Source organism: Thalassotalea sp. G20_0 (genome assembly GCF_017744175.1).
Taxonomy (GTDB): domain Bacteria; phylum Pseudomonadota; class Gammaproteobacteria; order Pseudomonadales; family Endozoicomonadaceae; genus Endozoicomonas.
Map to the genome: position 1 here is coordinate 1 of NZ_JAGHQV010000052.1, position 24,630 is coordinate 24,630.

Consider the following 24,630-nt stretch of genomic DNA (forward strand, 5'->3'; position numbering starts at 1 on the left):
GCTGGTGAAGACGGCTCTCACTCTGTTGATAACAGCCATCAGTATCCTAACGTGATGGAGCAAATCAGTCCGATAATTCAAGCTGATAACCTGGGTAGTAAGTCTGTTTCAAACCCATCTAAAAAAATAACTGACAACAAAGCCTCACGATTGGAGCGCCGAAGGAAGTACCAAAGGGAGCGTCGCAAAGATCCCGCTTTCGCAGAACGCGAAAGGCAGTACCACAGGGAGTACAAAAGGAAGCGTTACAAAGATCCCGCTTTCGCAGAGCGCTATAGGGAGTACCAAAGGGAGTACCAAAGGGAGCGTCGCAAAGATCCCGCTTTCGCAGAGCGCATAAGGGAGCGTCGCAAAGATCCCGCTTTCGCAGAGCGCCATAGGGAGTACCAAAGGAAGCGTCGCAAAGATCCTGCTTTCGCAGAGTACCAAAGGGAGTACCAAAGGGATCGTCGCAAAGATCCCGTCTTCGCAGAGGGGCAAAGAATCTATATGAAAACTTACAACAGAATCAAAAAACAAACCGCCAACAAGGAAGAAGCTTCAAAGCAAGCGAAAATCGCAAAAGATCAGTATCTCCAGTCAATCCATTCAGCTGGAAACTCCGGTGAATTAACACTGACTTCTAATTCAGTTGAAACAAACCAGAGTTCCAGTAAAAATTCTGATGGCTCTCCCCCTTCCACTTTCAGTCTTCAAGCTGACGGAATATTTACCGTCTCGATTGAGCCTGTCTCAACCTGAGTGAACAGTCAGCAATCCAAGAGTAATAAGGTATTGGTCACTGTCCTCCGGATAAGCAAACGGTAAAACCTGATTTGCCTCTACGGGAGCACCATTTAGAGCGATCAAAATTATAGAGAACTGCCGGTTATCTGGTAGCGTCAAGGTCATGGTTTTATTAGCCGCCCAGTCACCCGACCACCTCCGTCTTCCTCATCCGTGAGGCGCTGGCTTTCGAAGAGTTTCACATCATCATGGTTAATAGTCATATCAAATCCTTATGCTTTTTTTGATGTAAATAGTGAATGGGTTGTGTCAGGAAGGAACTTGTGTAACGAAGCAGGAGTCTTAAGCTGTGATTCAATAACTTAACGAATTTATGAATTAATGACTGATCCAGATTTTAACTTACAAGGCTGTTATTCGAATTTTCTCACTGCATATGATGCTGTCATGTCCGGCGGTAAGTCACTTTCCAATCGCTATACACAAAAAAATGCTATAGCATTCGGTCAGAAAGTGGAACAAACGGCCCCAATCAATAACACCTCAATACACGATGAGGATAGACTCCATAATCGACTCGATGGTTCAAGAATTAAACAAATGTCAATCACTATTCTTGATTCTAAAGAGATCTGCCTGGACGAGTCCTTTGAATTATCCGTAAGACCAGAAACATTTCAGAAAGCCGATCGTGGCACTGAATCAGAAATAGAAATTGTGCGAGTTTGGAGTATGGCTGGTGAAGACGGTTCTCACTCTGTTAATAACAGCCATCAGTATTCTAACGTGGTGGAGCAAATCAGCCCGATAAATCACGCTGATAATTTGGGTAATAAGTCTGTTTCAAACCCACCAGAAAAAATAACTGACAACAAAGCCTCTCGGTTGGAGCGCAAAAGGGAGTACCAAAGGGAGCGTCACAAAGATCCCGCTTTCGCAGAGCGCCAAAGGGAGCGCCAAAGGGAGCGCAAAAGGGAGTACCGAAGGAAGTGTCGCAAAGACCCCGCTTTCGCAGAGCGCCAAAGGCAGTACCAAAGGGAGTACCAAAGGGAGTACCAAAGAGAGCGTCGCAAAGATCCCGCTTTCGCAGAGCGCCAGAGGCAGTACCAAAGGGAGTACCAAAAGAAGCGTCGCAAAGATCCCGCTTTCGTAGAGCGACAAAAGCAGTACCAAACGGAGTACAAAAGGGAGCTTCGCAAAGATCCCGCTTTCGCAGAGCGCGAAAGGAAGCTCGATAGGGAGCGCCAAAGGGAGCGTCACAAAGATCCCGTCTTCGCAGAGGGGCACAGAATCTATATGAATACTTACAGGAGAATTAAAAGACAAACCGCCAACAAGGAAGAAGCTTCAAAGCAAGCGAAAATCGCAAAAGAGCAGTATCTCCATTCAATCCATTCAGATGGCACTCCACCTGCCACTTTTCAGTCTTCAAGCTGAAGGAATATTTACCGTCTCGATTGAGCCTGTCTCAACCTGAGTGAACAGTCAGCAATCTAAGAGATAAGAAGGTATTGATCACTGTCCTCTGGATAAGCAAACGGTAAAACCTGCTTTGCCTCTACGGGAGCGCCGTTAGAGCGATCAAAGATAACGGAGAACTGTCGACCATCCGGGAGAGTCAGGCTCATGGTTTTATTAGCTGCTTTGGAGGGAGCAAACAGTTTTTTTACAGTCAGCCGGGAAACCCAACCAGCCTCATTTCCACCCGTTAAAACGATGGGCCTTCCATTAGTGACTGGCCCTTCCTGAACTAACAGAGCCCCGGTTAGACTTCTTTCAATATTCTGCTCAACCGGGTTCCACTCAAACTCATTTGTCCACAGAAGACCATCCGGTAATGGTGTCCAGTTGCATCAGACCGTCCTCATGCCTGCGTTTCTCAGGGCATCCAGCAGTTTGGTTTCGTCCGTTGAATCAATGTTGGCATTGACCGCGCCGCCGGGATATTCGAGCCGGATAATTTTCTGTGGGGCCGGTTGTGCAGTTCGGGTGGTTAGGGCTGATTTACTCACCGGGTTCTCTTGGAGTGCTTTGGCTTTTTGATTATTACTCAACTCTCAAGTTTCTAATGCACAAGTGTTTGAAATTCAGGCAAGCAGTACTTGAGTGAGGCTATAGGCATTATTCTCCCCAGCTCCCTGTCTGGCATATGGCTGATCCCGATAAAGGCCTTCCGCAAGGCCTCATCACCAATGGTCCGGTCAATTCGTGAAATTTCGAAGAGTTTCACATCATCATGGTTAATAGTCATATCAAATCCTTATGCTTTTTTTGATGTAAATAGTGAATGGGTTGTGTCAGGAAGGAACTTGTGTAACGAAGCAGGAGTCTTAAGCTGTGATTCAATAACTTAACGAATTTATGAATTAATGACTGATCCAGATTTTAACTTACAAGGCTGTTATTCGAATTTTCTCACTGCATATGATGCTGTCATGTCCGGCGGTAAGTCACTTTCCAATCGCTATACACAAAAAAATGCTATAGCATTCGGTCAGAAAGTGGAACAAACGGCCCCAATCAATAACACCTCAATACACGATGAGGATAGACTCCATAATCGACTCGATGGTTCAAGAATTAAACAAATGTCAATCACTATTCTTGATTCTAAAGAGATCTGCCTGGACGAGTCCTTTGAATTATCCGTAAGACCAGAAACATTTCAGAAAGCCGATCGTGGCACTGAATCAGAAATAGAAATTGTGCGAGTTTGGAGTATGGCTGGTGAAGACGGTTCTCACGCTGTTAATAACAGCCATCAGTATTCTAACGTGGTGGAGCAAATCAGCCCGATAATTCACGCTGATAACTTGGGTAATAAGTCTGTTTCAAACCCACCAGAAAAAATAACTGACAACAAAGCCTCCCGGTTGGAGCGCAAAAGGAAGCGCAAAAGGGAGCGAGTAAGGGAGCGCTACCAGACAGATCCCGCTTACGCCCAGCGCCGAAGGGAGTACCAAAGGGAGTACCAAAGGGAGCGCTACCAGACAGATCCCGATTTTGCAGAGCGCCAAAGGGAGTCCCAAAGGGAGTACCAAAGGGAGCGTCGCAAAAATCCCGCTTTCGCAGATCGCGAAAGGGAGCGCCTAAAGAAGCGCTATAAGACAGATCCCGCTTACGCCCAGCGCCAAAGGGAGTACCAAAGGGAGCGCCGCAAAGATCCCGTCTTCGTAGAGGGGCACAGAACCTATATGAATACTTACAGGAGAATCAAAAAACAAACCGCCAACAAGGAAGAAGCTTCAAAGCAAGCGAAAATCGCAAAAGAGCAGTATCTCCATTCAATCCATTCAGATGGTACTCCACCTGCCACTTTTCAGTCTTCAAGCTGAAGGAATATTTACCGTCTCGATTAAGCCTGTCTCAACCTGAGTGAGCAGTCAGCAATCTAAGAGTAAGAAGGTATTCGTCACTCTCCTCTGGATAAGCAAACGGTAAAACCTGCTTTGCCTCTACGGGAGCACCGTTAGAGCGATCAAAGATAACGGAGAACTGTCGACCATCCGGTAATGGTGTCCAGTTGCATCAGACCGTCCTCATGCCTGCGTTTCTCAGGGCATCCAGCAGTTTGGTTTCGTCCGTTGAATCAATGTCTGCATTGACTGCGCCGCCGGGATATTCGAGCCGGATAATTTTCTGTGGGGCCGGTTGTGCAATTCGGGTGGTTAGGGCTGATTTACTCACCGGGTTCTCTTGGAGTGCTTTGGCTTTTTGATTATTACTCAACTCTCAAGTTTCTAATGCACAAGTGTTTGATATTCAGGCAAGCGGTACTTGAGTGAGGCTGTAGGCATCATTCTCCTCAGCTCCCTGTCTGGCATATGGCTGATCCCGATAAAGGCCTTCCGCAAGGCCTCATCACCAATGGTCCGGTCAATTCGTGAAATTTCGAAGAGTTTCACATCATCATGGTTAATAGTCATATCAAATCCTTATGTTTTTTTTGATGTAAATAGTGAATGGGTTGTGTCAGGAAGGAACTTGTGTAACGAAGCGGGAGTCTTAAGCTATGATTCAATGACTTAATGAATTTATGAATTAATGACTGATCCAGATTTTAACTTACAGGGCTCTTATTCGAATGCTCTAACTGCATATGACGCTGCCATGTCTGGCGGTAAGTCACTTTCCAATGGCTGTACAAAAAAAAATGCTATAGCATTCGGTCAGAAAGTGGAACAAACGGCCCCAATCAATAACACCTCAATACCCGATGAGGATAGATTCCATTACCGATTCGGTGATGCAAGACTTATACAAATGTCAATCACTATTCCTGGTTCTAAAGAGATCTGCCCGGATGAGCCCTTTGAATTATCCGTAAGATCAGAAACATTTCAGAAAGCCGATCGTGGCACTGGATTAGAAATAGAATTTGTGCGAGTTTCGAGTATCGCTGGTGAAGACGGTTCTCACTCTGTTAATAACAGCCATCAGTTTTCTAACGTGATGGAGCAACCCAGTCCGATAATTCAGGCTGATAACTTGAGTAATAAGTTTGTTTCAAACCCACCAGAAAAAATAACTGACAACAAAGCCTCTCGGTTGGAGCGCCGAAGGAAGTACCAAAGGGAACGTCGCAAAGATCCCGCTTTCGCAGAGCGCCAAAGGGAGTACCAAAGGGAGCGCTACCAGACAGATCCCGCTTTCGCAGAGCGCGAAAGGAAGCGCAAAAGGGAGTACCAAAGGGAGCGTCGCAAAGATCCCGCTTTCGCAGAGCGCCAAAGGGAGTACCAAAGGGAGTACCAAAGGGAGTATCAAAGGGAGTATCAAAGGGAGCACCAAAGGGAGCGCTACCAGACAGATCCCGCTTTCGCAGAGCGCGAAAGGAAGCGCAAAAAGGAACGCTACCAGAATGATCCCGATTTCGCAGAGCGCCAAAGGGAGCGCCAAAGGGAGCGCCAAAGGGAGCTTTGCAAAGATCCCGTCTTCGCAGAGGGGAAAAGAATCTATATGAATACTTACAACAGAATCAAAAGACAAACCGCCAACAAGGAAGAAGCTGCAAAGCAAGCGAAAATCGCAAAAAAGCAGTATCTCCAGTCAATCCATTCAGCTGGAAATTCCGGTGAATTAACACTGATTTCTAATTCAATTGAAACAAACCAGAGTTCCAGTAAAATTTTTGATGGCTCTCCCCCTTCTACTTTTCGGTCTTCAAGCTGAAGGAATATTTACCGTCCCGATTGAGCCTGTCTCAACCTGAATGAACAGTTAGCAATCCAAGAGTAAGAAGTTATTGGTCACTGTCCTCCGGATAAGCAAACGGTTAAACCTGCTTTGCCTCTACGGGAGCACCATTAGAGCGATCAAAATCACAGAGAACTGCCGGTTATCTGGTAGCGTCAAGGTCATGGTTTTATTCGCCGCCCAGTCACCCGACCACCTCCGTCTTCCTCATCCGTGAGGCACTGGCTTTCGAAGAGTTTCACATCATCATGGTTAATAGTCATATCAAATCCTTATGCTTTTTTTGATGTAAATAGTGAATGGGTTGTGTCAGGAAGGAACTTGTGTAACGAAGCGGGAGTCTTAAGCTGTGATTCAATAACTTAATGAATTTATAAATTAATGACTGATCCAGATTTTAACTTACAAGGCTGTTATTCGAATTTTCTCACTGCATATGATGCTGTCATGTCCGGCGGTAAGTCACTTTCCAATCGCTATACACAAAAAAATGTTATAGTGTTCGGTCAGAAAGTGGAACAAACGGCCCCAATCAATAACACCTCAATACCCGATGAGGATAGACTCCATAACCGACTCGATGATTCAAGAATTAAACAAATGTCAATCACTATTCTTGATTCTAAAGAGATCTGCCTGGACGAGTCCTTTGAATTATCCGTAAGACCAGAAACATTTCAGAAAGGCGATCGTGGCACTGAATCAGAAATTGTGCGAGTTTGTAGTATGGCTGGTGAAGACGGTTCTCACTCTGTTAATAACAGCCATCAGTATTCTAACGTGGTGGAGCAAATCAGCCCGATAATTCACGCTGATAACTTGGGTAATAAGTCTGTTGCAAACCCACCAGAAAAAATAACTGACAACAAAGCCTCTCGGTTGGAACGCAAAAGGGAGCGCGTAAGGGAGCGCTACCAGACAGATCCCGCATACGCCCACCGCCGAAGGGAGTACCAAAGGGAGTACCAAAAGGAGCGCTACCAGACAGATCCCGATTTTGCAGAGCGCCATAGGGAGTACCAAAAGGAGTACCAAAGGGATCGTCGCAAAGATCCCGTCTTCGCAGAGGGGAAAAGAATTTATATGAATACTTACAACAGAATCAAAAGACAAACCGCCAACAAGGAAGAAGCTTCAAAGCAAGCGAAAATCGCAAAAAAGCAGTATCTCAAGTCAATCCATTCAGCTGGAAACTCTGTTGAATTAACACTGACTTCTAATTCAGTTGAAACAAACCAGAGTTCCAGTAAAAATTCAGATGGCACTCTCCCTGCCACTTTTCAGTGTTCAAGCTGAAGGAATATGAAAATCAGGCTCTGCCACAATCATCATGGTGCAGAGCCTGACAGTGGTCATTATCTTTGCAGTGGCTTCCAGGAGGCTGACCGAGAATAGCGCCCGTAGCGAGGATGGCAGAAAATTGAGGATAAAAAGTCGGAAACTTTTAGTGAATAGTGGTTCTATTTGCTAAAAATTTCCGACTTTTTAGACCAATTTGCTGCCACCGCAAACGTCTTTTAGTCAGGATTCATACCTTCCTGTTTCCGCAACACAATCCCCCCCACTGCAACCAATAGTGCAGGATGATACGACCATGCCGATATGGGCTATGAACCTTCTTCATTTTTACCAGACTCAGCTTTACCCGGGATTGTTCATGGCCAAAGAACCTGAAGATAAAAATCAGCCCGATGATAACAGTGGCAATGTCATCGATATGTTCACCCGCAAGCCTCTGGACGAGGTTAACCTTCATCAGATTGTGCGCATTGCTCCTGAACTGGATGGTATGGAAATGCTTTACAGCAATGATGCCAATCCGGGCAAGCTGTTCAGCATGAAAATTCTCTGCTGGGCAATGATGAAAGACGGCACGGTTGATGCCCTCATCCCCTGGCTGAATAAGGTGGTACCTGCCCGTGAGCTCAATGACCCATTAAATGGCCACTGGGAAGGTTACTTTGACAAGATACACGACCATGCATTTTTTGACGTACCGGATCACAAGGTTGCGGAACTGGAAAACGCGGCCAATTACTACCCACCCATAGAGTCTGATGAAGCTGTCATTATTCAGGAAATCCCCGACACCATTGGTACCCATGCCATTCTGACCGAAGACCAGTTTAAAACGATTGTACTGGTTCATGTAACCAGCTGGCGTTTGTACAATGATGGCCGGGTCATGGCCATGGTGGCCGATGATAAAAAGGTCGAAAACACACCGGTACTACCGGGCGATGAGTGCCTGTTTGCGGCCCAGGATCACGAACACTTCCATTACTTTTTCCATTATGTCATTGCGAATAAAATCAAACGTGGAGATCCGGAGGCTTTAGCAGCATTTACCCACCTGGTAGAAGGTTAATCCTTCTGCTATGTCCGGGTAATGCCTGGATGAACCTGCACACTGCGAAACCACTTCTCAACCATTTCTGATTCCTTGTCAACCACAAAGTCGAGAGCTAGATTTAGCTTTTCACACGCTCTGTTTCAAACTGTCTGCAGTTGCAGCCAGGCTTTGGCAACAATACCTTATCCGGAGCGTAGCCTAAGGGAGATAACACCATTTTCCAATTCAGCAAGATATGAGCATGCCTGTAATAAGTAGTTAACCAACTACTTGCCGCTCTGAACCGGGATTTTCCGGACTATTTAAAGAGAATAAAATTATGGATCTGAGTGCTGGCAAAGCATTTGCTACTGATCACACATATTCCAAACCCAAAACTTTCGAGGACTTTGCTACCAAAACTACTTCCAGTGTTGAGGACGTACTGAAAAAGGCCAGGAGCTTTGGCTTTCGGGATGTTGATATCCACTTTGGCTCCAAAAAAATTCCTCCGGGTGAAGAGGATGACCAAACCATTTACATCCTTGATGGCAAGCGTTTCTGTTTTACTGGTTTAACAAAAAATACCGTGGATCAGAGAACCCCCAGGCTGGTCAAAAAATTTTTCACTCCCCCCATTCTGAGGGAAATATGCCAGCCTGATAATATCAGGGTGGAAGCTGCCTATGAAATGATTGGAAAAGCGTTTAAGTATCACGATTTCATTGAGGAAAGTGCCTGGAAATTCAGGCCAAAGAAAGAAAAACTCCTGGATTTTTTAAAAAGGAACAGTGACGGAGATCATTTCAAGTTTCTACAAGATATTTCCCTGGGAATGAAAGACGGACCAAATATTTCAGCGGATCGCAATGCCTATTACCTTTTGGCGCTTTGGGCTGAGTTATCAAATGCAATGTCACCGGACTTCCATAGACAAGATCTGTTTAAATGGAAAGACTTTGCCGTAGTAAAATGTCGACCTGATAGACATAAACGGAAACCAACGCCTGAAATACTCATACCACGACCACGCAAAAAATTGAGGGTCAAAGAAAAAACCGACTCCTCAGCCGTAAACATTACGCTTTCAGGTTCCGGTAACAATCATCATTGTTTGCCAGATAATCAACAGAAAACGGCCGATACGCAAAAACCATCAGATATAGAGAGAACCTCAGCACAGCACGATGCTGAGCGTGATGACGGGATTGAACAGCCAACCAGCCAGAACAATAAAGAACCTTTGGTGGAAGCTTCTTCATGCAGAGAAAGCCACAGTACCTTCTTAGAGATAAATGCCAAAGATTATGGGCCATCATGCAGCAATACCGACGAATCAGCTGTTTGTGACAGCGACCAATCAACTGTTTACGACAGCGACCAATCAACTGTTTACGACAGCGACGAATCAACTGTTTACGACAGCGATGAATCAACTGATTACGATAGCGAAGAATCAATTGTTGATGACACGAATGAGGTCACTCGTGACAACACTGGCAGCCAAACTGCACAAAGCCATTCTATAGAAAAAAAAACAAGAGAAGAAGAAAGTGAAAGTGAAAGTGAAATAACCATTCTAAAGGTCAACCATCTTTCTCAACAAGTCATAAAGAACCTTGAGCGTCTTAAGCAAACGCAAACGCAAATCAACCGGCCAGTGGTATCAGTATCCCAGAAGAGGCAGATGATGGTCACTTTACACGAAGGGGTAACGCTGATTAACGGCCTCAAGGCCATAAAGCATAAATAATGCCGGAAGCAAACCGCTTCCAGCATGTAGAACATTTACTTCCAGCCAGCCACAGAACTCCCTTTAAACAGCTCCGCAGCCCTGGTTTCAACCGCATCCGTCTGATACGACTTAACCAGAGCCAGTACGCGCGGGTCTGCCTGATTATCTTCACGGGTGACAATGATGTTCACATAGGGAGAGTCCTTATCTTCCACCAACAGGGCATCACGGGTTGGGGTGTAACCCGCCGGTACCGCATAGGTGTTGTTGATAAAGGCCATATCCACATCATCCAGTGAGCGGGGCAGCTGAGCCGCATCCAGTTCAATAAACTGGAAATTACGGGGATTTTCAATGATATCTGCCGGCGTTGCTTCCAGATTATTCACATCGTTCAGCTTAATAAAGCCACGCTGATGCAGAAGAATCAGTGTACGGCCTTCATTACTAGGGTCATTGGGAATAGCGATTTTGGCACCATCCTGCAACTCACTGATGTCTTTCAGCTTCTTTGAGTAAGCGGCAATGGGATAAACAAAGGTGTTACCAACGGCAACCAGCTTAAAGCCCCGGTCACGCACCATACTGTCCAGGTAAGGGCGGTGCTGGAATGCATTGGCATCAATACTGCCGTCCGACAGCGCTACGTTTGGCGACACATAATCAGAGAACTCCACCAGCTCAACAGCCACGTTATGGTCCTGTCTGGCGATGTCCACCGCCACTTTCATCACATCGGCCTCAGGTCCCGCCATCACCCCCACCTTCAGCGGGCCATTTGGATCATCCGACTGACCACAGCCTGCCAGCAATGCTGCTGACGCCAATACCGCCGAACTGGCCAGGATTTTTACTGTTTTTAGAATATTAAAAGTCATTGATTACTCCCGGACTTTAACAACATGCCATCAACATTAGTGACGTTGATGGATTCCCACCTTACAAATGATTATTAGTGACTGCGATCATAATACTGCTGCAGGCGATCACCCACCATTTGCAGCAATTGCACCAGGGCAATCAACACCACCACCGTGGCCAGCATGATGACCCCATCAAACCGCTGGTAGCCATAACGGATGCCCAGGTCACCAAGGCCTCCGCCACCAATGGCACCGGCCATGGCCGAGTAGCTGACCAGCGTTACCAGCGTAATGGTCATGCCATTAATCAGCCCGGGCCTGGCCTCCGGCAGCAACACCCGGGTAACAATCTGCAACGGGCTGGCCCCCATGGACTGGGCGGCCTCCACCAATCCGGAAGGCACTTCATTCAAGGCACCTTCGGCAATGCGGGCAACAAACGGGATCGCCGCCACAGTCAGTGGCACAATCGCGGCGGTGGTACCAATGGAAGTACCGGTCAGCAGTCGCGTCAACGGGATGATAGCCACCATCAGAATAATAAAAGGAATGGAACGTCCGGCATTGACAATACCGCCCAGAGCCAGGTTGGCAACGCGGTTTGCCAGAATACGTCCTTCCCGGGTCACGTAGAGCAGTACTCCCAGCGGGATACCGAGCAGAAAGCTGATGCCTCCGGAAAATGCCACCATATAGAGGGTTTCCCAGAGCGCCTTGAACAGCAGTGACCATGCATCAGCTGACATAACCAATCACCTCTACCTGGACCGTATTGTCAGGTGAGTTATGCAAGCCCTGCAGAAACTGCAGCGACTGCTCAATGCCTTCCGGCTCACCCATAATTTCCACCATCAAAAAGCCCATGGCTTTTTCATTGACCGTTTCAATATCCGCCTGCAGGATATTAAAGTCCGTATTGAACTGTCTTGCCGCCCTGGTAATCAACGGCTGCACAACCCCCTGCCCGACAAAGGTAATGCGCACCACCGGCCTGGCACCCTCACAAGGCTCGCACTGGAACCGGGCTTCAATTTCTGCCACCGGCTTTTCATGAATCGCACTGCGCACAAACTCTTTGGCCAGATCCGTCCGGGGGTTGAGAAAGAACTGCTCTACCTCATTCTCTTCAATGATCTTGCCGAAGCTCATAATGGCCACTCGATCACAGATGGTTTTCACCACATCCATCTCATGGGTAATGATCAGAATGGTAATTTTAAGCTGACGGTTGATGTCTTTCAGCAGGGCAAGAATTGACCGGGTAGTCTGCGGGTCCAGTGCGGACGTGGCTTCATCGCACAACAGCACTTTCGGCTTACTGGCCAGGGCCCGGGCAATGGCCACCCGCTGCTTCTGACCGCCGGACAACTGGGCTGGATAACTGTTTCTTTTCGAGTCCAGCCCGGTCAGTTCCAGCAGGGGCAGAACGGCCTGTTCTATTTCTGATGTGCTGGCACCCGCCAACTCAAGGGGAAGAGCGACATTATCATACACAGTGCGGCTGGACAGCAGATTGAAATGCTGAAAAATCATCCCAATGTTATGACGGGCCTGACGCAATAATTTCTCTGGTAGCAGAGTCAGGTCCTGACCATCCACCAGCACCTGGCCGGAAGTCGGTTTCTCCAGTAAGTTGACGCAGCGAATCAGCGTGCTTTTCCCTGCGCCACTGGAGCCAATCACACCGTAGATGGCACCTTCAGGCACCGACAGATCTACTCCGTCAATGGCCTTGACCTCGGTGTCGCCAGCGGCAAACACCTTGGTCAGGTTATTCAATTCAATCATATACATAAAAAAACCACCCTGATGCTAACAGAGTGGTTTCATAAGGAATTCTTAATTGAAACCCTTCTTTTAGCGGAATTTGTAATGCGCCCGCAAGCCAAGGTCAAATCAGCGCATGGCGTGACAAACTATCCAAAATAGTGATTTCTGTCAACTTTCTCACTCTCCCGGTGTCACCGCCGGATACCTTCAAACGGCAGACAGAATAGCGGTTATGCCTGAAATACTGCACAGCACCAGCATCATCTGGCGGATCCTTTCCTTTTCAACCTTTGCAGCGATTTTGCTGGCCAGCCAGTGGCCGGTTAACACCGCTGGAAAAAGGCACACACCGTAGATTAGCTGCCCGGTTGATAATAGATCATTGAGACCCAGCATAACCAGAGAGATAAAGCTGCCAATCACAAAAAACACCGCCAGATTGGCCCTGATCCGGTTGCCACTTTCGTTTTGTAGCAACAGCGCCATCGGTGGTCCACCGATGGAGGCGGCCGTCCCCATCATCCCTGAGCACAGACCGGCAATGAACAGAGTGAATGGCGTAGTTTTCAACTTATAAGGAAAAAGACTGCCGACCACCGCCAGCAGTACTGCCCCTCCCAGCACCAGGCTCAGGTGCTGGATACTGACCAGCGTCAGAATCAACACCCCAATCATGGATCCGGGTACCCGACCCAACAGGGCATAACCCAGAATAGAAACATCGATCTCGCTGGCATAACGTCGGGCGGAAAGCGCCCCGATCGCCATACCGGAAAAAATCAGCGGTCCCGGTATCAGGGCAGGATCTATATTATAGAGAAAAGGTGCGGCAACAACCGCCATGCCAAAGCCGATGGTTCCCTGGACAATAGCCCCCAGGCCCACAACCCCCATGGCAGCAACAACCTGCAGAAGTGACAGTTCCATGCAACGACATCCAGCCTTAGAAATTAACTCAGGCTCTGTTATATTGTTTTTTCGAATAAAAAAATAAGAATAAATTATATATAGTTAGCAATAGCCAAAACATAGGTACTGGTCACTTTTTTTCCTGCGGTGTACCTAATCACTGGACAATTGACGTTTGTCTTATTTAATTGAAGAAGAAGGAATATTTTTATTCAGTCATGGTTGCCATTTTTCCAGATATTGGATGTGTACAGGAACCATGAAATAAAGAACAGATGTCGTCAGGTATTTGCGCAGTTTGACCGCTATTCCCAGGAATGGCTGCCCGGCTTCATCCTATAACACCCATAACCAACATGGGCAGGTACAATTATGGAGCTTTTCTTCAAAGACTTTATCATGCTCTGGTCCACCATTGACCCGGTCGGCACTCTGGCACTGTTCACTGGACTGACGGCACGACTGTCAGAAACACAAAAACGCCGAGTCGCCCTGAAAGCGACCATTTACGCCTTTGTTATCCTCCTTTCGGCACTGGTTCTTGGTCAGATTATTCTAAAGGCGATGAACATCCAGCTGATCTCTCTGCAGCTGGCAGGTGGTATCATCCTGTTCCTGTTCGGCCTGCAAATGATTTTTTCTGACCCTGAAGACAGTTCCGGATCCAGGGAACCCGGTCACCAACTGGCCGTATTCCCTCTGGCGGTGCCTTCCATTGCCAGCCCCGGGGCCATTATGGCGGTGATTGTACTGACCGACAATCACGTCAAAACCTTCAGCCAGCAGGCCATGACTGCCGGTGCCATGACGCTGGTGCTTCTGGTCACCTGTGGCCTGATGCTGTTTGCCGACCGGATCTTTCGAGTGATTGGCCACAATGGCTCGGCCATTATCATCCGGGTAATGGGCATGATACTGGCGGCCCTGTCGGTAGAACTGGTGATGACCGCTCTTGGGGTTCAGCGCTGGATGGGTTAGGAATGGTCAATAAGCAATAAGCGCTGCCCGCCGCCCGCTGCCCGAAAAAGACAAGCCGCTTATGCTTTTGCGGGCAGCGGGAAGCGCTTAGGAACTGTCCTGAAATAACTTCTACATCCGATGCTGTCCAGTAAAGAAAAAACCTTGCCACGGAGTCACGGAGGCACGGAGGAAAGAAAAATTTTTTCCCTCTGTGACTCCGTGCCTCCGTGGCGAAAAAGAGGAAGTTATTCAGAGACAGTTCCTTATCTCCCAAGCCCCATCATCGTCTTATAGTGCTTTCGACAAACAGAAAGATAGCGGTCATTGCCCCCTATCTGCACCTGGCTGCCGCTTTTTACCGGCTTACCGTCACCGTCAAGACGCAGCTGCATATTGGCCTTTTTCTCACAGCACTTGCAGATGCTTTTCAGCTCGGTAAGTTCATCAGCAATACTGAGCAGCACTTCACTGCCGGCAAACGCCTTACCAAAAGCATCGGTGCGCAGGCCAAAGCAAAGTACCGGAATACCCAGCACATCCACCACATCCGACAGTTGCCACACCTGCTCCGGGGTCAGGAACTGTGCTTCATCGACCATAACACAGGCGATGTAGTCTTCACTGTGCTCTCTGGCAATTTGCTGCTTCAGGTCATCATTCCGGGAAATGGCCACCGCTTCACTTTGCAGGCCAATCCTTGAGGTGATTCTGCCGACACCAAAACGATCATCAATCACCGGAGCCAGCAACAACACCCGTTTACCGGCACTCTCATAATTATGAGCTGACTGCAGAAGGTAGGTACTCTTGCCCGAATCCATGGAAGAAAAATAGAAATAAAGTGAAGCCATTACACGGTGATCCTTGGTGTTGATGGCCTCATTATTCCGTCATTGTCGCTTTATCTCCACCGAAATTTCCGTACTCCGGCTTCGGAAGATGACGCGTGCTCCGGGAGGCTGTCCGAGAATAGCGCCCGTAGCGAGGATTGCGAGAAATTGAGGATAAAAATTTCTGCTTCTGAGGAGAATAGCGGGGCTATTTGACGAAGAAGCAGGAATTTTTAGACCAATTTATCGCAACCGCAGTAGGGCAGTCTATTCTCGGACAGCCTCCCATCTATAGAAGTCGCGCAAATTTTGCTAGCCTTGCACTTTCCCAACGCTATCAACACCAACTGACTGAATGAAACTGACGCCCCACCAGCAAGCAGTTGCCGACCACGATAAAGACCATGCCCTCTGCATTGCCGTGGCTGGCTCGGGCAAAACCTCAACCCTGGCACAACTGGTCAGCAACCTGTTGCACAAAGGGGCTGACCCGCGTCGATTGATGGTGATGATGTTTAATAAAGCGGCCCAGATCGACTTTTCCAAAAAGCTTCGAACCCTGGCCAGTGGTCCGTTAGCAGACTTGCCGGAAAACCAGCGGCAGCTCCCGGAAATCAGAACCTACCATGCCACAGGTCTGAAACTGCTCAGAACCCTGGAAGGCTGGCAAATCAGAACCCCCTATAACAAACAACCGTTATCGGAGAAAGTCGTTGAGCTACAGGTCAGGACACTGATCCTGAAACTGGCACCGGAAACCATTAAGGACCGGATGCGCTCGGATGCCGCCCGTCTGATCGAAGCGGCCATCAGCTTTATTGAATCGGTCAAAGCCCATTTAACCAGCCCTGAGCTATGGTTTGAGCAATCCGGTTATACCGATGACTATCGCTTTTTCATCAAGCTGTTTCATCAGTTTGAGCAGTGGCGCCATCAACAGCGATCAATCACCTTCACTGATATGCTGTACGACCCGGTGACACTGATCCGGGCACATCCGGAACTGGTGCCCAAAGTGGCTGATAAAATGGACTTTATCATCGTTGATGAATACCAGGATACCTCAACCCTTCAGCATCAGTTTACCCGGCTGATTGCCGGACAGCGGGCCCGAATGATTGCCGTTGGCGATCCCGACCAGACGATCTACGAATTCGCCGGTGCCAATATCGACAACATTCTGAACCATTTTCAGCAGGACTATGGCACTACCGGTGACGTTAAAGAACTCACCATGCCCCACACCTTCCGTTATGGTCACAGTATTGCCCTGGCTGCCAGCCATTTAATCAGCCAGAACCGGTCCCGCAAAAATGTGCTCTGTATTGCCCACCCGGACAACGCGCCCTCCCTGATACGCATCAGCCAACCGGGTGCCGACGACAGTCGTTTTGTGGTTGAGGCGCTGACCGAATATCTGGCATCCGGAACACCACCGGAAGATATTGCCATTCTGGTGCGGGTCTGGGCCCAGGCCGTTCCCATTGAGCTGAACCTGCTGGAAATGGGCCTTCCCTACAGCAGTGATGGCCCCTCCCTGTTTCAAAGGCCAGAAATTGCCTCACTGATCGACGCCATGACCCTGGCCAGTGGTGGCTTTGCCGGGCTACTGCCAGAGGTTCGTTACCATAAGCTGGCAAGACTTCTGACCCTGCCCCATATCGGCCTTAAACAACAGTATATTGACTGGCTTTGCCAGCAGCTGAAGGACCAGAGCCACCAGCTGGGTAAAACCCTGGGCAAGCTGGCAGCCAACATCAAAGACATCAGTGACTTTCAGGTGCGGAAACTGACACAAAGGGCAGAGCTGTTCTCATGGCTAGAGCACAATGGCAATAAACACAAGGCCCATACGCTGATCACCCGGTATATTCAACAATCCGAAATATACGACAGCCTCAGATCCATGAGCCTCAATGAACAGAGAACGGATGAACAGATTCTGGCGATCAAAGGTTTTCATCGCTTCCTCAAACAGCTGAACGAAGACACCGCCCACTGCTGCCTGCACATTGCTGAATTAATCGAGAAGCAGAAGCAACAGAAAGATCAGAGACAACGATCGACTCACGGCATCAAGCTCAGCTCCTGCCACCGCTCCAAGGGGTTGGAATGGCCGGTTGTGTTAATCCCCGGACTGACCCGCCAATACTGGCCGTTTCTCAGGGAAGATGAAATGGCTAACCTGTCGGCCAGGACCAGTAATGCTATTGAGTCTGAGCGTCGCCTGCTCTATGTCGCCATGACCCGTGCCAGACAGCAATTACACCTGTTCACCGCGCAGGGCGAGCTTACCTTTCATTCCAAAAAAGACACCAGAAAAGACGCCAGAAAAGATTCCGGCAAACGTTTATGGTCAGCTGATGACCAACCCCTGGCCGGAAAAGATCGCCAGGACAGCATCAGCCCCTTTTTACTGGAAATGAACCTGCCCCATGTCTTATCCCTGGGCAACCTGCTCCATGAAGATGCCGATGACGACCTGGCTGAAGCCATCAATAAAACTGGCCTTACGCCAGTATCAAGACGTTACGTCTGCTCAGCTCGCCCGGCACTGACCGAAAGACTGAAGGCAGTGCCCAACCTTGCGATAAACGACGAATCCACAGGCTCTGCCAACACAGGAGCCAGTAATGCCCGGTACATAGCCTCCGACGCCGACGCGCCATGGCAGCTCAAGGCCATTATTGATCATGCCATCTTTGGTCGCGGAGAAGTGATTGAGGTTAATGACCGTAATTTCTCCATCCGTTTTGACAGTCGCCAACACGGTGTCAAACGGTTTGCCAGAATTGAAGAGGTTCGCCATCTGTTCAGCGTCCTCCCGGTCTGAATTATCGTGGGGCTCTAAGTAGTTAACCAACTACTTAATGTGAACTTTGCATTGACGGCGAGTTTTGGGTATGCATTCCCACGGGGGCCGTGGGAGGTGCCTGTGTATGTATATCAGAGCTTAGCTGCACCAGGATGCTATCCCGGAATAGTGTGCCCAGCGCGGCAATTCGTGACTGCTTTTTATACGACTAAAAACGTTTATCCAGAAACGCCTTGTCCATAAATGCTGTTTTATGGAATTTTCCCTGCTGTTTTCAGTCTTACCCAGCATCTGTATCAAAACAGCTCAAAGCGATGAATAGTGTCAGCAACAACACAGATTTCTCATTTACCTGTCCTATCTGCCTTGATAACAACGGGTTCACAGGGCAAACACTGGTCGGAACTTCCTGCCAACCAAAACCTCATATTTACCACCTGGAATGCATCACCGAATGGCTTGACGGTGACCAGCAAAATAGAAAAAGCCTCGATCAACGCCAATGTTGTGAATGCAAACAACCGGCACTGCCGCTGGTTCGTCTGAACGGGAGCCGCATCCTGGCAGACGAATCACCTTATTGTGAATCCCTGATGCTTCATGCCTGCCGTACCGGGGATCTGAAAACGCTGATCAAGCTGCTGGTCAATGATGCCAGTCTGGCAAGTCGGACGTACCGCTCGGTGCTCACCGGTCAGCCGGCACACCCGTTAGCTATCGCCATTGACTGCGGCCAAATGGATTGCGCCCAAACGCTGATCGACCATCAGGCCGATGTCAATGCCGCTGACCAGGATGGTCAGACGCCCCTGCATATCGCGGCTGAGAACCCTAACGTCCAGTGCCTGAAACTGTTGGTTACCCATGGAGCAAGTGTCAACGCCGCTGACCAGGATGGTCAGACGCCCCTGCACATCGCGGCTGAGAACCCTAACGTCCAGTGCCTGAAACTGTTGGTTACCCATGGAGCAAGTGTCAATGCCGCTGACCAGGATGGTCAGACACCCCTGCACATCGCGGCTGAAAACGGTAACGTCCAGTGCCTGAAACTGCTGGTTACACATGGAGCAAGTGTCAATGCCACCAATAAAAACGGCGAAACGCCCCTGCACATGGCCACCAAAATCGGCATAATCGAGGCCCGTCAAAAACTTGCCATCGGCAGAAATATCGATGGAAGCTTCGATGACGACAGGATGCTCGAACACTATACCAGCAAAAAAGAAAACGACACTGGGTGTATAAAAGAGCTGCTTGCTAACAGCGAAGTGAATATCAATGCCTTTGATAACGAGGGCGTCACGCCCCTGATGATCGCCGCATTATGGGGCAAATCCGAGCATCTGAAATGTCTGCTCGACGCAGGAGCAAATATCAATGTCACCGATCACCTGGGCAGGATGGCTATCCACTTTTTGGCCAGTTATGACTGTGCAGAGTTTCTCAAGGTGTTTCTGGCCACTCCCGGCATCGAGGTCAATAAGAAGAATGACAAGGGCTTGACAGCTCTCCACATCGCTGCCGCATACAATAGTATGGAGTCCGTCAAGACAATACTGGCCACTCCCGGCATCCGGGTCAACAAGAGTAGTGACAAGGGCTGGACAGCTCTCCACATCGCTGCCGAACACGATAGTACAGAGTCCATTAAAACATTGCTGGCCACTCCCGACATTCGGGTCGATAAGGAGAATGACAAGGGCAAGACAGCTCTCCACATCGCTGCCAAATACGGCAGTAAAGAGTCCCTCGCGGTGTTACTGGCTGCTCCCGCCATCTGGGTCAATAAGAAGACTGGCAGTGGCAAGACAGCTCTCCACATCGCTGCTAAATACTGCAACGCAGAGTGTGTCGAAGCGTTGCTGGCCGTTCCGGGCATCCAGTTCAATGAGAAGGATGCTTGTGGCTGGACGGCTCTTGAGCTAGCTACCTTCGACGACTGTGCAGAGTCCGTCAAAGCGTTACTGGCCGTTCCCGACATCAAGGTCAGTGAGAAGGATGTTTGTGGCTGGACGGTTCTCCACTTAGCAGCCGATTGTGACAGCGCAGAGTCCCTCAAGGTGCTTCTGACCGCTCCCGGCATCCAGGTCAATCAGAAGACTGACAAGGGCTGGACAGCTCTCCACCTTGCCGCCAAAGAAGATATGACAAACTCCGCCAAGGCATTACTGGCGGCTCCCGGCATCCTGGTCAATCAGAAGACTGACAAGGGCTGGACAGCTCTCCACATCGCTGCCAAATACGATAGTACAGAGTCCGCCAGGTTGTTACTGGCCGCTCCCGACATCCTGGTCAATAAGAAGACTGACAGTGGCAAGACAGCTCTCTACATCGCTGCCAAATACGATAGTACAGAGTCCGTCAGGATGTTACTGGCCGCTCCCGGCATCCAGGTCAATGAGAAGGTTGAAGGCAGGACTGCTCTCCACATAGCGGCAATATGCGGCAACGCAGAGTGTGTCGAAGCGTTGCTGGCCACTCCGGGCATCCAGATCAATGAGCAGACTGACGATGGCTGGACAGCTCTGAGCTTAGCTGCCAGCAATGGCCACAGCGCGTGCATGGAACTCCTGATAGTAAACGGGGCCTGGCAAAAGGTACGCCTGCCAACCAATTAGCGGGACTAGGAGGCTGTCCGAGAATAGACTGCCCTACCAGCAACCGCTCCTGCGTTGCTCTAGCTCCTGCATCCATGCAGTCGTGCGGTGGCAGCAAATTGGTCTAAAAAGTCGGAAATTTTTAGTAAATAGAACCACTATTCACTAAAAATTTCCGACTTTTTATCCTCAATTTTCTGCCATCCTCGCTACGGGCGCTATTCACGGACAGCCTCCCAGGAGGCTGTCCGTGAATAGTCTGCCCTGCGCGGCAATTCGTAACTGTTTTTTATACGACTAAAAATGCTTATCCAGAAATGCATTGTTCACGAATTGCTGTTTTATGGAATTTTCCCTGCTGTTTTCAGTCCTAGTCATTATCTGCATCAAAACAGCCCAAACTAATGAATAGCGTCAGCAGCAACACAAATCCCTCATTTACCTGTTCTATCTGCCTTGGTAGCAACGAAGTCACCACAGGGCAATCTGCCTGGCACACAACACTGGTCCGAACTTCCTGCCAACCAAAACCTCATATTTTCCACCTGGGATGCATCACCGAATGGCTTGACGGTGACCAGCAAAAGAGAAAAAGCCTCGATCAACGCCAATGCTGTGATTGCAAACAACCGGCACTGCCGCTGGTTCGTGTGAACGGGAGCCGCATTCTGGAAAAAGATTCATTTTATTGTGAATCCCTGGTGCTTCATGTCTGTCGTACCGGGGATCTGACAACACTGAACAAGCTTCTGGCCCTTGATGCCAGTCTGGCAACACAGATGTACCTCTCGGCGGTCACCGATTGGGCTGTATACCCGTTAGCTATCGCCATTGATTCCGGCCATATCGATTGCGCCCAGGCACTGATCGACCACCAGGCCGATGTCAATGCCGCTGATCAGGAGGGTCGGACGCCCCTGCACATTGCGGCTGAGAATGGCAACGTCCAGTGCCTGAAATGGTTGGTTACCCATGGAGCGAGTGTCAATGCCACCAATAAGAAAGGCGAAACGCCCCTGCATATTGCCACCCAAATCGGCGTAGTCGAGGCCCGTCAACAATGGGCTGCCATGGGCAGAAATATCGATGAAAGCTACGATGACGGCAGGATATTCCAACAGTATACCAGCAAAAAAGAAAACGACACCGGGTGCCTGAAAGAGCTGCTTGCCAACAGCGAAGTGGATATCAATGCCATTGATAACGGCGGCGTCACGCCCCTGATGATTGCCGCATTATGGGGCAAATCCGAGCGTCTGAAATGGCTGCTCGACGCAGGAGCAGATATCAATACCACCGATCACCTGCACTGGAAGGCTCTCTACTTCGCTACCATAAGCGACTGTGCAGAGTCCGTCAAAGTGTTACTGGCCGTTCCCGGCATCCGATGCAGCAGGAGGGATATTTATGGCTGGACGGCTCTCCACTTAGCGGCCAGAAACAACTGCGTAGAGTCCCTCAAGGTGTTGCTGGCCACTCACGGCTCCCGGCTCAATAAGCCGAGTTACAAGGGCTTGTACGCTCTCCACATCGCTGCCAAATACGATAGTGCAGAATCCATCAAGGAATTACTGCTCGCTCCGGGCACCTCGATCAATAAGAAGAGTTACAAAGGCTTGGCTGCTCTCCACATCGCTGCAAAACACGATAATACAGAGTCCGTCGAGACACTACTGGCCAATCCAGGCATCCGGGTCAATATGAAAACCAACAAGGGCTGGACCGCTCTCCAGATCGCGGCCGAACACGGCAGTACAGGATCCGTCAAGGCGTTACTGGCCTCTCCCGGTATCCAGGTCAATAAAAAGGTTAATGGCAGGACGGCTCTCCACCTGGCGGCAACATACGGCCACTTTGGGTGTGTCGAAGCGATGCTGTTCGCTCCGGGCATCCAGATCGATGAGCATACTGACGATGGCATGTCGGCTCTTAGCTTAGCGACCATCCATGGCCACAGCCGGTGCATGGATCTCCTGCTTGTATACGGGGTCTGGCATCCGGAACACCAGCCAACAAATTAGCGGGACCCGGTTAACACTGGCATTGCATTCATTCAGCGTTGGTTGCCATAGAAAAATGCCTCCCGGGTAACCAAAAAAGATAACCCAAGCCGATTCAAGTCAGATAAAGAACATGCAAGTACCAGGCTCGGCTCAAAATAACCAGCCAGCAACTGCTTATCAAACTGAGCTGGACAACTGCCCTGTTTGTCTTTCGCCGTTTGCAGGAAAAAGAGTCGTGGTGACCGATTGTCAGCACATGTTTCACAGAAAATGCCTGAGGCGTTGGCGACTGGAAGAAAATATCTGTCCTCTATGTAGAGCCACTCTTAACCAGAGGAGCGCCCAACAAAGGCCTATCGTCGAGCGCTACACCCCTTATCCAGATCCAAACACCCGTTCGTTATTTGCCGCCCGCCCCGGGCGCTGGTTCCCCTCCGGCCTGATGAGTTGGTTGAGCCAAACCGGCGCTCACCCCAGCCTGCAGGACCATGACGTTATGAGAGCCATGGCCAGCATGACTAGCGGGCGCAGCTCTCTTCGGATGACACATGTAAACCAACTCCTCAGTCTTCCTTGCCTGCAGGAAAACGGCGCATTGAACCGACCCCTTTTTATGATCATTGCAAGCATGATGCGAGGGCGAGGGTTACCCCAAATGAGGGCGCTGGAACTATTCATCAATCACCCCCGCCTGCAGGAAAATGGCGCAGTGGACCTGTCACTTTTCTGCACCATTAGAAAAATGATGTACGAGCGTGGGTTACCTCGAATCAGTGAGCTGGGCCGTTTCCTCAATCACCCCCGCCTGCAGGAAAATGGCGCATTGAACATGCCCCTTCTCACAGCCATTGCAGACATGATGGACAGGCGTGGGTTACCCCCAATGGGGCAGCTGGACCGACTCCTCAATCATCCCCGCCTGCAGGAAAATGGCACAGTGAACATCCCCCTTTTCACAGCCATTGCAGACATGATGGGCGGGCGCGGGTTACCCCGAATGGGGCAGCTGGAGCTGCTCCTCAATCATCCCCGCCTGCAGGAAAATGGCGTATTAAACCTGCGCCTTTTCAGAGTCATTTCAGATCTGATGCCACGTCGTGGGCTACCCCAAATGGTAGAACTGGAGGCACTCCTCAATCACCCTCGCCTGCAGGAAAATGGCACATTGAACCTGCCCGTTTTCAGCGCCATTGCGGGCATGAGGAACTATCACGGGTTACCCCGAATGAGTCAGCTGGACCGCTTCCTTGATTACCCCTGCCTGCTGGAAAACGGCACATTTAACCTGCCCATCCTCTACGCCATTGCTGGCATGATGCATGGGCACGGGTATCCCGGATTACGTGAGTTGGAGCGACTGGTCAATCACCCTCGCCTGCAGGAAAATGGCGCATTAAACATCCCCCTTTTCATCGCCATTGCGGGCATGATGCACCATCAAGGGTTACCCCGTATGGGGGTGCTGGAGCCACTCCTCAATCACCCCCGCCTGCAGGAAAATGGCGCATTAAACATGCCCCTTTTCAACGCTATTGCAGGCATGATGCACAGTCAGGGGCTACCCCAATTGAGGGAGCTGGAGCAACTCCTCAATCACCCTCACCTGCAGGAAAATGGCACAGTGAACATGCCCCTTTTCAGCGCCATTGCGGGCATGATGCACAAACAGGGGTTACCCCCATTGAGAGGGCTGGACCAACTCCTCGATCACCCTCAACTGCAGGAAAATGGCACATTGAACCTGTTCCTGTTATGCAACATGGCAGTCGCCATGCACGGGCGCGGGATTCCATCTTCTGCTGAGAATTTGGACGCCATGATCCGGCAATACCTATAGCGGTTACTGCCACTGACGGATTGGTTGTTAGCAATACTAACCAGAAGGTCAGTTTAAAAT

22 protein-coding genes and 1 riboswitch are annotated in these 24,630 nt (G+C 49.5%); of the genes, 12 read left to right on the forward strand and 10 right to left on the reverse strand.

All coding sequences use genetic code 11. The annotated features are described in order from the left end of the window. Both J7438_RS21405 and J7438_RS21410 read left to right on the forward strand, forming a co-directional pair. On the forward strand, positions 1–741 hold a 741-nt coding region (locus tag J7438_RS21405), incomplete at its 5' end, for a hypothetical protein (RefSeq protein WP_209278150.1). Positions 742–1,326: 585 nt separating this feature from the next. Beyond that, positions 1,327–2,163, forward strand: coding sequence for a splicing factor U2AF large subunit (locus J7438_RS21410; protein WP_209278151.1), 837 nt, complete (start codon positions 1,327–1,329; stop codon positions 2,161–2,163). Positions 2,164–2,219: 56 nt separating this feature from the next. Here the strand turns inward: J7438_RS21410 and J7438_RS27940 are convergent, their stop codons facing one another. The 3 genes from J7438_RS27940 to J7438_RS21420 all read right to left on the reverse strand — a co-directional run bounded on the left by J7438_RS27940 (position 2,220) and on the right by J7438_RS21420 (position 2,977). Then, complete coding sequence (locus J7438_RS27940) at positions 2,220–2,354, reverse strand: hypothetical protein (RefSeq protein ID WP_286196812.1); 135 nt, start codon at positions 2,352–2,354, stop codon at positions 2,220–2,222. A 225-nt stretch (positions 2,355–2,579) separates the two neighbouring features. Beyond that, the gene (locus J7438_RS21415) at positions 2,580–2,780 is read right to left on the reverse strand and encodes a hypothetical protein (RefSeq protein WP_209278152.1); all 201 of its coding nucleotides are present in this window, start codon (positions 2,778–2,780) and stop codon (positions 2,580–2,582) included. A gap of 11 nt (positions 2,781–2,791) precedes the next feature. Then, the gene (locus J7438_RS21420) at positions 2,792–2,977 is read right to left on the reverse strand and encodes a hypothetical protein (RefSeq protein WP_209278153.1); all 186 of its coding nucleotides are present in this window, start codon (positions 2,975–2,977) and stop codon (positions 2,792–2,794) included. Between the two features lie 337 nt (positions 2,978–3,314). Here J7438_RS21420 and J7438_RS21425 point away from each other — a divergent pair, with 337 nt between their 5' ends. After that, a complete protein-coding gene (locus J7438_RS21425; RefSeq protein WP_209278154.1) occupies positions 3,315–4,061 on the forward strand; it encodes a hypothetical protein in 747 nt (248 codons plus the stop codon). Between the two features lie 193 nt (positions 4,062–4,254). On the opposite strand, the gene J7438_RS21430 is transcribed toward J7438_RS21425, so the two are convergent. Together J7438_RS21430 and J7438_RS21435 are read right to left on the reverse strand one after the other, a co-directional pair. Continuing rightward, entirely contained in the window at positions 4,255–4,455 is a 201-nt protein-coding gene (locus tag J7438_RS21430; protein WP_209278155.1) for a hypothetical protein, read from the reverse strand. A gap of 11 nt (positions 4,456–4,466) precedes the next feature. Beyond that, a complete protein-coding gene (locus tag J7438_RS21435; RefSeq protein WP_209278156.1) occupies positions 4,467–4,652 on the reverse strand; it encodes a hypothetical protein in 186 nt (61 codons plus the stop codon). Positions 4,653–4,989: 337 nt separating this feature from the next. Between J7438_RS21435 and J7438_RS21440 the strand changes: the two genes are divergently transcribed. The 4 genes from J7438_RS21440 to J7438_RS21455 all read left to right on the forward strand — a co-directional run bounded on the left by J7438_RS21440 (position 4,990) and on the right by J7438_RS21455 (position 10,004). Beyond that, positions 4,990–5,895 carry a hypothetical protein gene (locus tag J7438_RS21440; RefSeq protein ID WP_209278157.1) on the forward strand — a complete coding sequence of 302 codons (906 nt, stop codon included), beginning with the start codon at positions 4,990–4,992 and terminating at the stop codon, positions 5,893–5,895. Positions 5,896–6,519: 624 nt separating this feature from the next. Then, positions 6,520–7,215, forward strand: a complete 696-nt coding sequence (locus J7438_RS21445; RefSeq protein ID WP_209278158.1) for a hypothetical protein — start codon at positions 6,520–6,522, stop codon at positions 7,213–7,215. Positions 7,216–7,576: 361 nt separating this feature from the next. Further along, positions 7,577–8,287 carry a hypothetical protein gene (locus tag J7438_RS21450; RefSeq protein ID WP_209202222.1) on the forward strand — a complete coding sequence of 237 codons (711 nt, stop codon included), beginning with the start codon at positions 7,577–7,579 and terminating at the stop codon, positions 8,285–8,287. Positions 8,288–8,591: 304 nt separating this feature from the next. Continuing rightward, entirely contained in the window at positions 8,592–10,004 is a 1,413-nt protein-coding gene (locus tag J7438_RS21455; protein ID WP_209278159.1) for a hypothetical protein, read from the forward strand. Between the two features lie 35 nt (positions 10,005–10,039). On the opposite strand, the gene J7438_RS21460 is transcribed toward J7438_RS21455, so the two are convergent. From J7438_RS21460 to J7438_RS21475, 4 genes are all read right to left on the reverse strand, one after another. Next, the gene (locus J7438_RS21460; protein WP_209278160.1) at positions 10,040–10,864 is read right to left on the reverse strand and encodes a MetQ/NlpA family ABC transporter substrate-binding protein; all 825 of its coding nucleotides are present in this window, start codon (positions 10,862–10,864) and stop codon (positions 10,040–10,042) included. A 74-nt stretch (positions 10,865–10,938) separates the two neighbouring features. Continuing rightward, positions 10,939–11,595 carry a methionine ABC transporter permease gene (locus tag J7438_RS21465; RefSeq protein WP_209278161.1) on the reverse strand — a complete coding sequence of 219 codons (657 nt, stop codon included), beginning with the start codon at positions 11,593–11,595 and terminating at the stop codon, positions 10,939–10,941. Beyond that, positions 11,585–12,643, reverse strand: coding sequence for a methionine ABC transporter ATP-binding protein (locus J7438_RS21470; RefSeq protein WP_286196814.1), 1,059 nt, complete (start codon positions 12,641–12,643; stop codon positions 11,585–11,587). Before J7438_RS21470 ends, J7438_RS21465 begins: the two co-directional genes overlap by 11 nt. A 43-nt stretch (positions 12,644–12,686) precedes the next feature. Further along, positions 12,687–12,762, reverse strand: a riboswitch (SAM riboswitch). A 64-nt stretch (positions 12,763–12,826) separates the two neighbouring features. Further along, a complete protein-coding gene (locus J7438_RS21475) occupies positions 12,827–13,546 on the reverse strand; it encodes a sulfite exporter TauE/SafE family protein (protein ID WP_209278162.1) in 720 nt (239 codons plus the stop codon). Between the two features lie 354 nt (positions 13,547–13,900). On the opposite strand from J7438_RS21475, the gene J7438_RS21480 reads away from it, so the two are divergent. Then, a complete protein-coding gene (locus J7438_RS21480) occupies positions 13,901–14,506 on the forward strand; it encodes a MarC family protein (RefSeq protein ID WP_209202217.1) in 606 nt (201 codons plus the stop codon). 245 nt (positions 14,507–14,751) lie between these two features. Here J7438_RS21480 and J7438_RS21485 read toward each other — a convergent pair whose 3' ends face one another. Then, positions 14,752–15,339: a thymidine kinase gene (locus J7438_RS21485; protein ID WP_209278163.1), complete on the reverse strand. Its 588-nt coding sequence runs from the start codon at positions 15,337–15,339 to the stop codon at positions 14,752–14,754. A 334-nt stretch (positions 15,340–15,673) separates the two neighbouring features. Between J7438_RS21485 and J7438_RS21490 the strand changes: the two genes are divergently transcribed. The 4 genes from J7438_RS21490 to J7438_RS21505 all read left to right on the forward strand — a co-directional run bounded on the left by J7438_RS21490 (position 15,674) and on the right by J7438_RS21505 (position 24,570). Next, the gene (locus J7438_RS21490; protein ID WP_209278164.1) at positions 15,674–18,151 is read left to right on the forward strand and encodes an ATP-dependent helicase; all 2,478 of its coding nucleotides are present in this window, start codon (positions 15,674–15,676) and stop codon (positions 18,149–18,151) included. A 296-nt stretch (positions 18,152–18,447) separates the two neighbouring features. Further along, positions 18,448–20,751 (forward strand): ankyrin repeat domain-containing protein, encoded by a 2,304-nt coding sequence (locus J7438_RS21495; RefSeq protein ID WP_209278165.1) that lies wholly within the window; start codon positions 18,448–18,450, stop codon positions 20,749–20,751. A 383-nt stretch (positions 20,752–21,134) separates the two neighbouring features. Further along, complete coding sequence (locus tag J7438_RS21500; RefSeq protein WP_209278166.1) at positions 21,135–22,751, forward strand: ankyrin repeat domain-containing protein; 1,617 nt, start codon at positions 21,135–21,137, stop codon at positions 22,749–22,751. Positions 22,752–22,863: 112 nt separating this feature from the next. Next, positions 22,864–24,570, forward strand: coding sequence for an RING finger protein (locus tag J7438_RS21505; RefSeq protein WP_209278167.1), 1,707 nt, complete (start codon positions 22,864–22,866; stop codon positions 24,568–24,570). Positions 24,571–24,630 lie beyond the last annotated feature (60 nt).

Coding starts and splice junctions, on each gene's coding strand:
- J7438_RS21410 (WP_209278151.1), top strand. CDS start 1,327: ATGTCAATCACTATTCTTGATTCTAAAGAGATCTGCCTGGACGAGTCC.
- J7438_RS27940 (WP_286196812.1), bottom strand. CDS start 2,354: ATGAGCCTGACTCTCCCGGATGGTCGACAGTTCTCCGTTATCTTTGAT.
- J7438_RS21420 (WP_209278153.1), bottom strand. CDS start 2,977: ATGACTATTAACCATGATGATGTGAAACTCTTCGAAATTTCACGAATT.
- J7438_RS21425 (WP_209278154.1), top strand. CDS start 3,315: ATGTCAATCACTATTCTTGATTCTAAAGAGATCTGCCTGGACGAGTCC.
- J7438_RS21435 (WP_209278156.1), bottom strand. CDS start 4,652: ATGACTATTAACCATGATGATGTGAAACTCTTCGAAATTTCACGAATT.
- J7438_RS21440 (WP_209278157.1), top strand. CDS start 4,990: ATGTCAATCACTATTCCTGGTTCTAAAGAGATCTGCCCGGATGAGCCC.
- J7438_RS21445 (WP_209278158.1), top strand. CDS start 6,520: ATGTCAATCACTATTCTTGATTCTAAAGAGATCTGCCTGGACGAGTCC.
- J7438_RS21450 (WP_209202222.1), top strand. CDS start 7,577: ATGGCCAAAGAACCTGAAGATAAAAATCAGCCCGATGATAACAGTGGC.
- J7438_RS21455 (WP_209278159.1), top strand. CDS start 8,592: ATGGATCTGAGTGCTGGCAAAGCATTTGCTACTGATCACACATATTCC.
- J7438_RS21460 (WP_209278160.1), bottom strand. CDS start 10,864: ATGACTTTTAATATTCTAAAAACAGTAAAAATCCTGGCCAGTTCGGCG.
- J7438_RS21465 (WP_209278161.1), bottom strand. CDS start 11,595: ATGTCAGCTGATGCATGGTCACTGCTGTTCAAGGCGCTCTGGGAAACC.
- J7438_RS21470 (WP_286196814.1), bottom strand. CDS start 12,643: ATGTATATGATTGAATTGAATAACCTGACCAAGGTGTTTGCCGCTGGC.
- J7438_RS21475 (WP_209278162.1), bottom strand. CDS start 13,546: ATGGAACTGTCACTTCTGCAGGTTGTTGCTGCCATGGGGGTTGTGGGC.
- J7438_RS21480 (WP_209202217.1), top strand. CDS start 13,901: ATGGAGCTTTTCTTCAAAGACTTTATCATGCTCTGGTCCACCATTGAC.
- J7438_RS21485 (WP_209278163.1), bottom strand. CDS start 15,339: ATGGCTTCACTTTATTTCTATTTTTCTTCCATGGATTCGGGCAAGAGT.
- J7438_RS21490 (WP_209278164.1), top strand. CDS start 15,674: ATGAAACTGACGCCCCACCAGCAAGCAGTTGCCGACCACGATAAAGAC.
- J7438_RS21495 (WP_209278165.1), top strand. CDS start 18,448: ATGAATAGTGTCAGCAACAACACAGATTTCTCATTTACCTGTCCTATC.
- J7438_RS21500 (WP_209278166.1), top strand. CDS start 21,135: ATGAATAGCGTCAGCAGCAACACAAATCCCTCATTTACCTGTTCTATC.
- J7438_RS21505 (WP_209278167.1), top strand. CDS start 22,864: ATGCAAGTACCAGGCTCGGCTCAAAATAACCAGCCAGCAACTGCTTAT.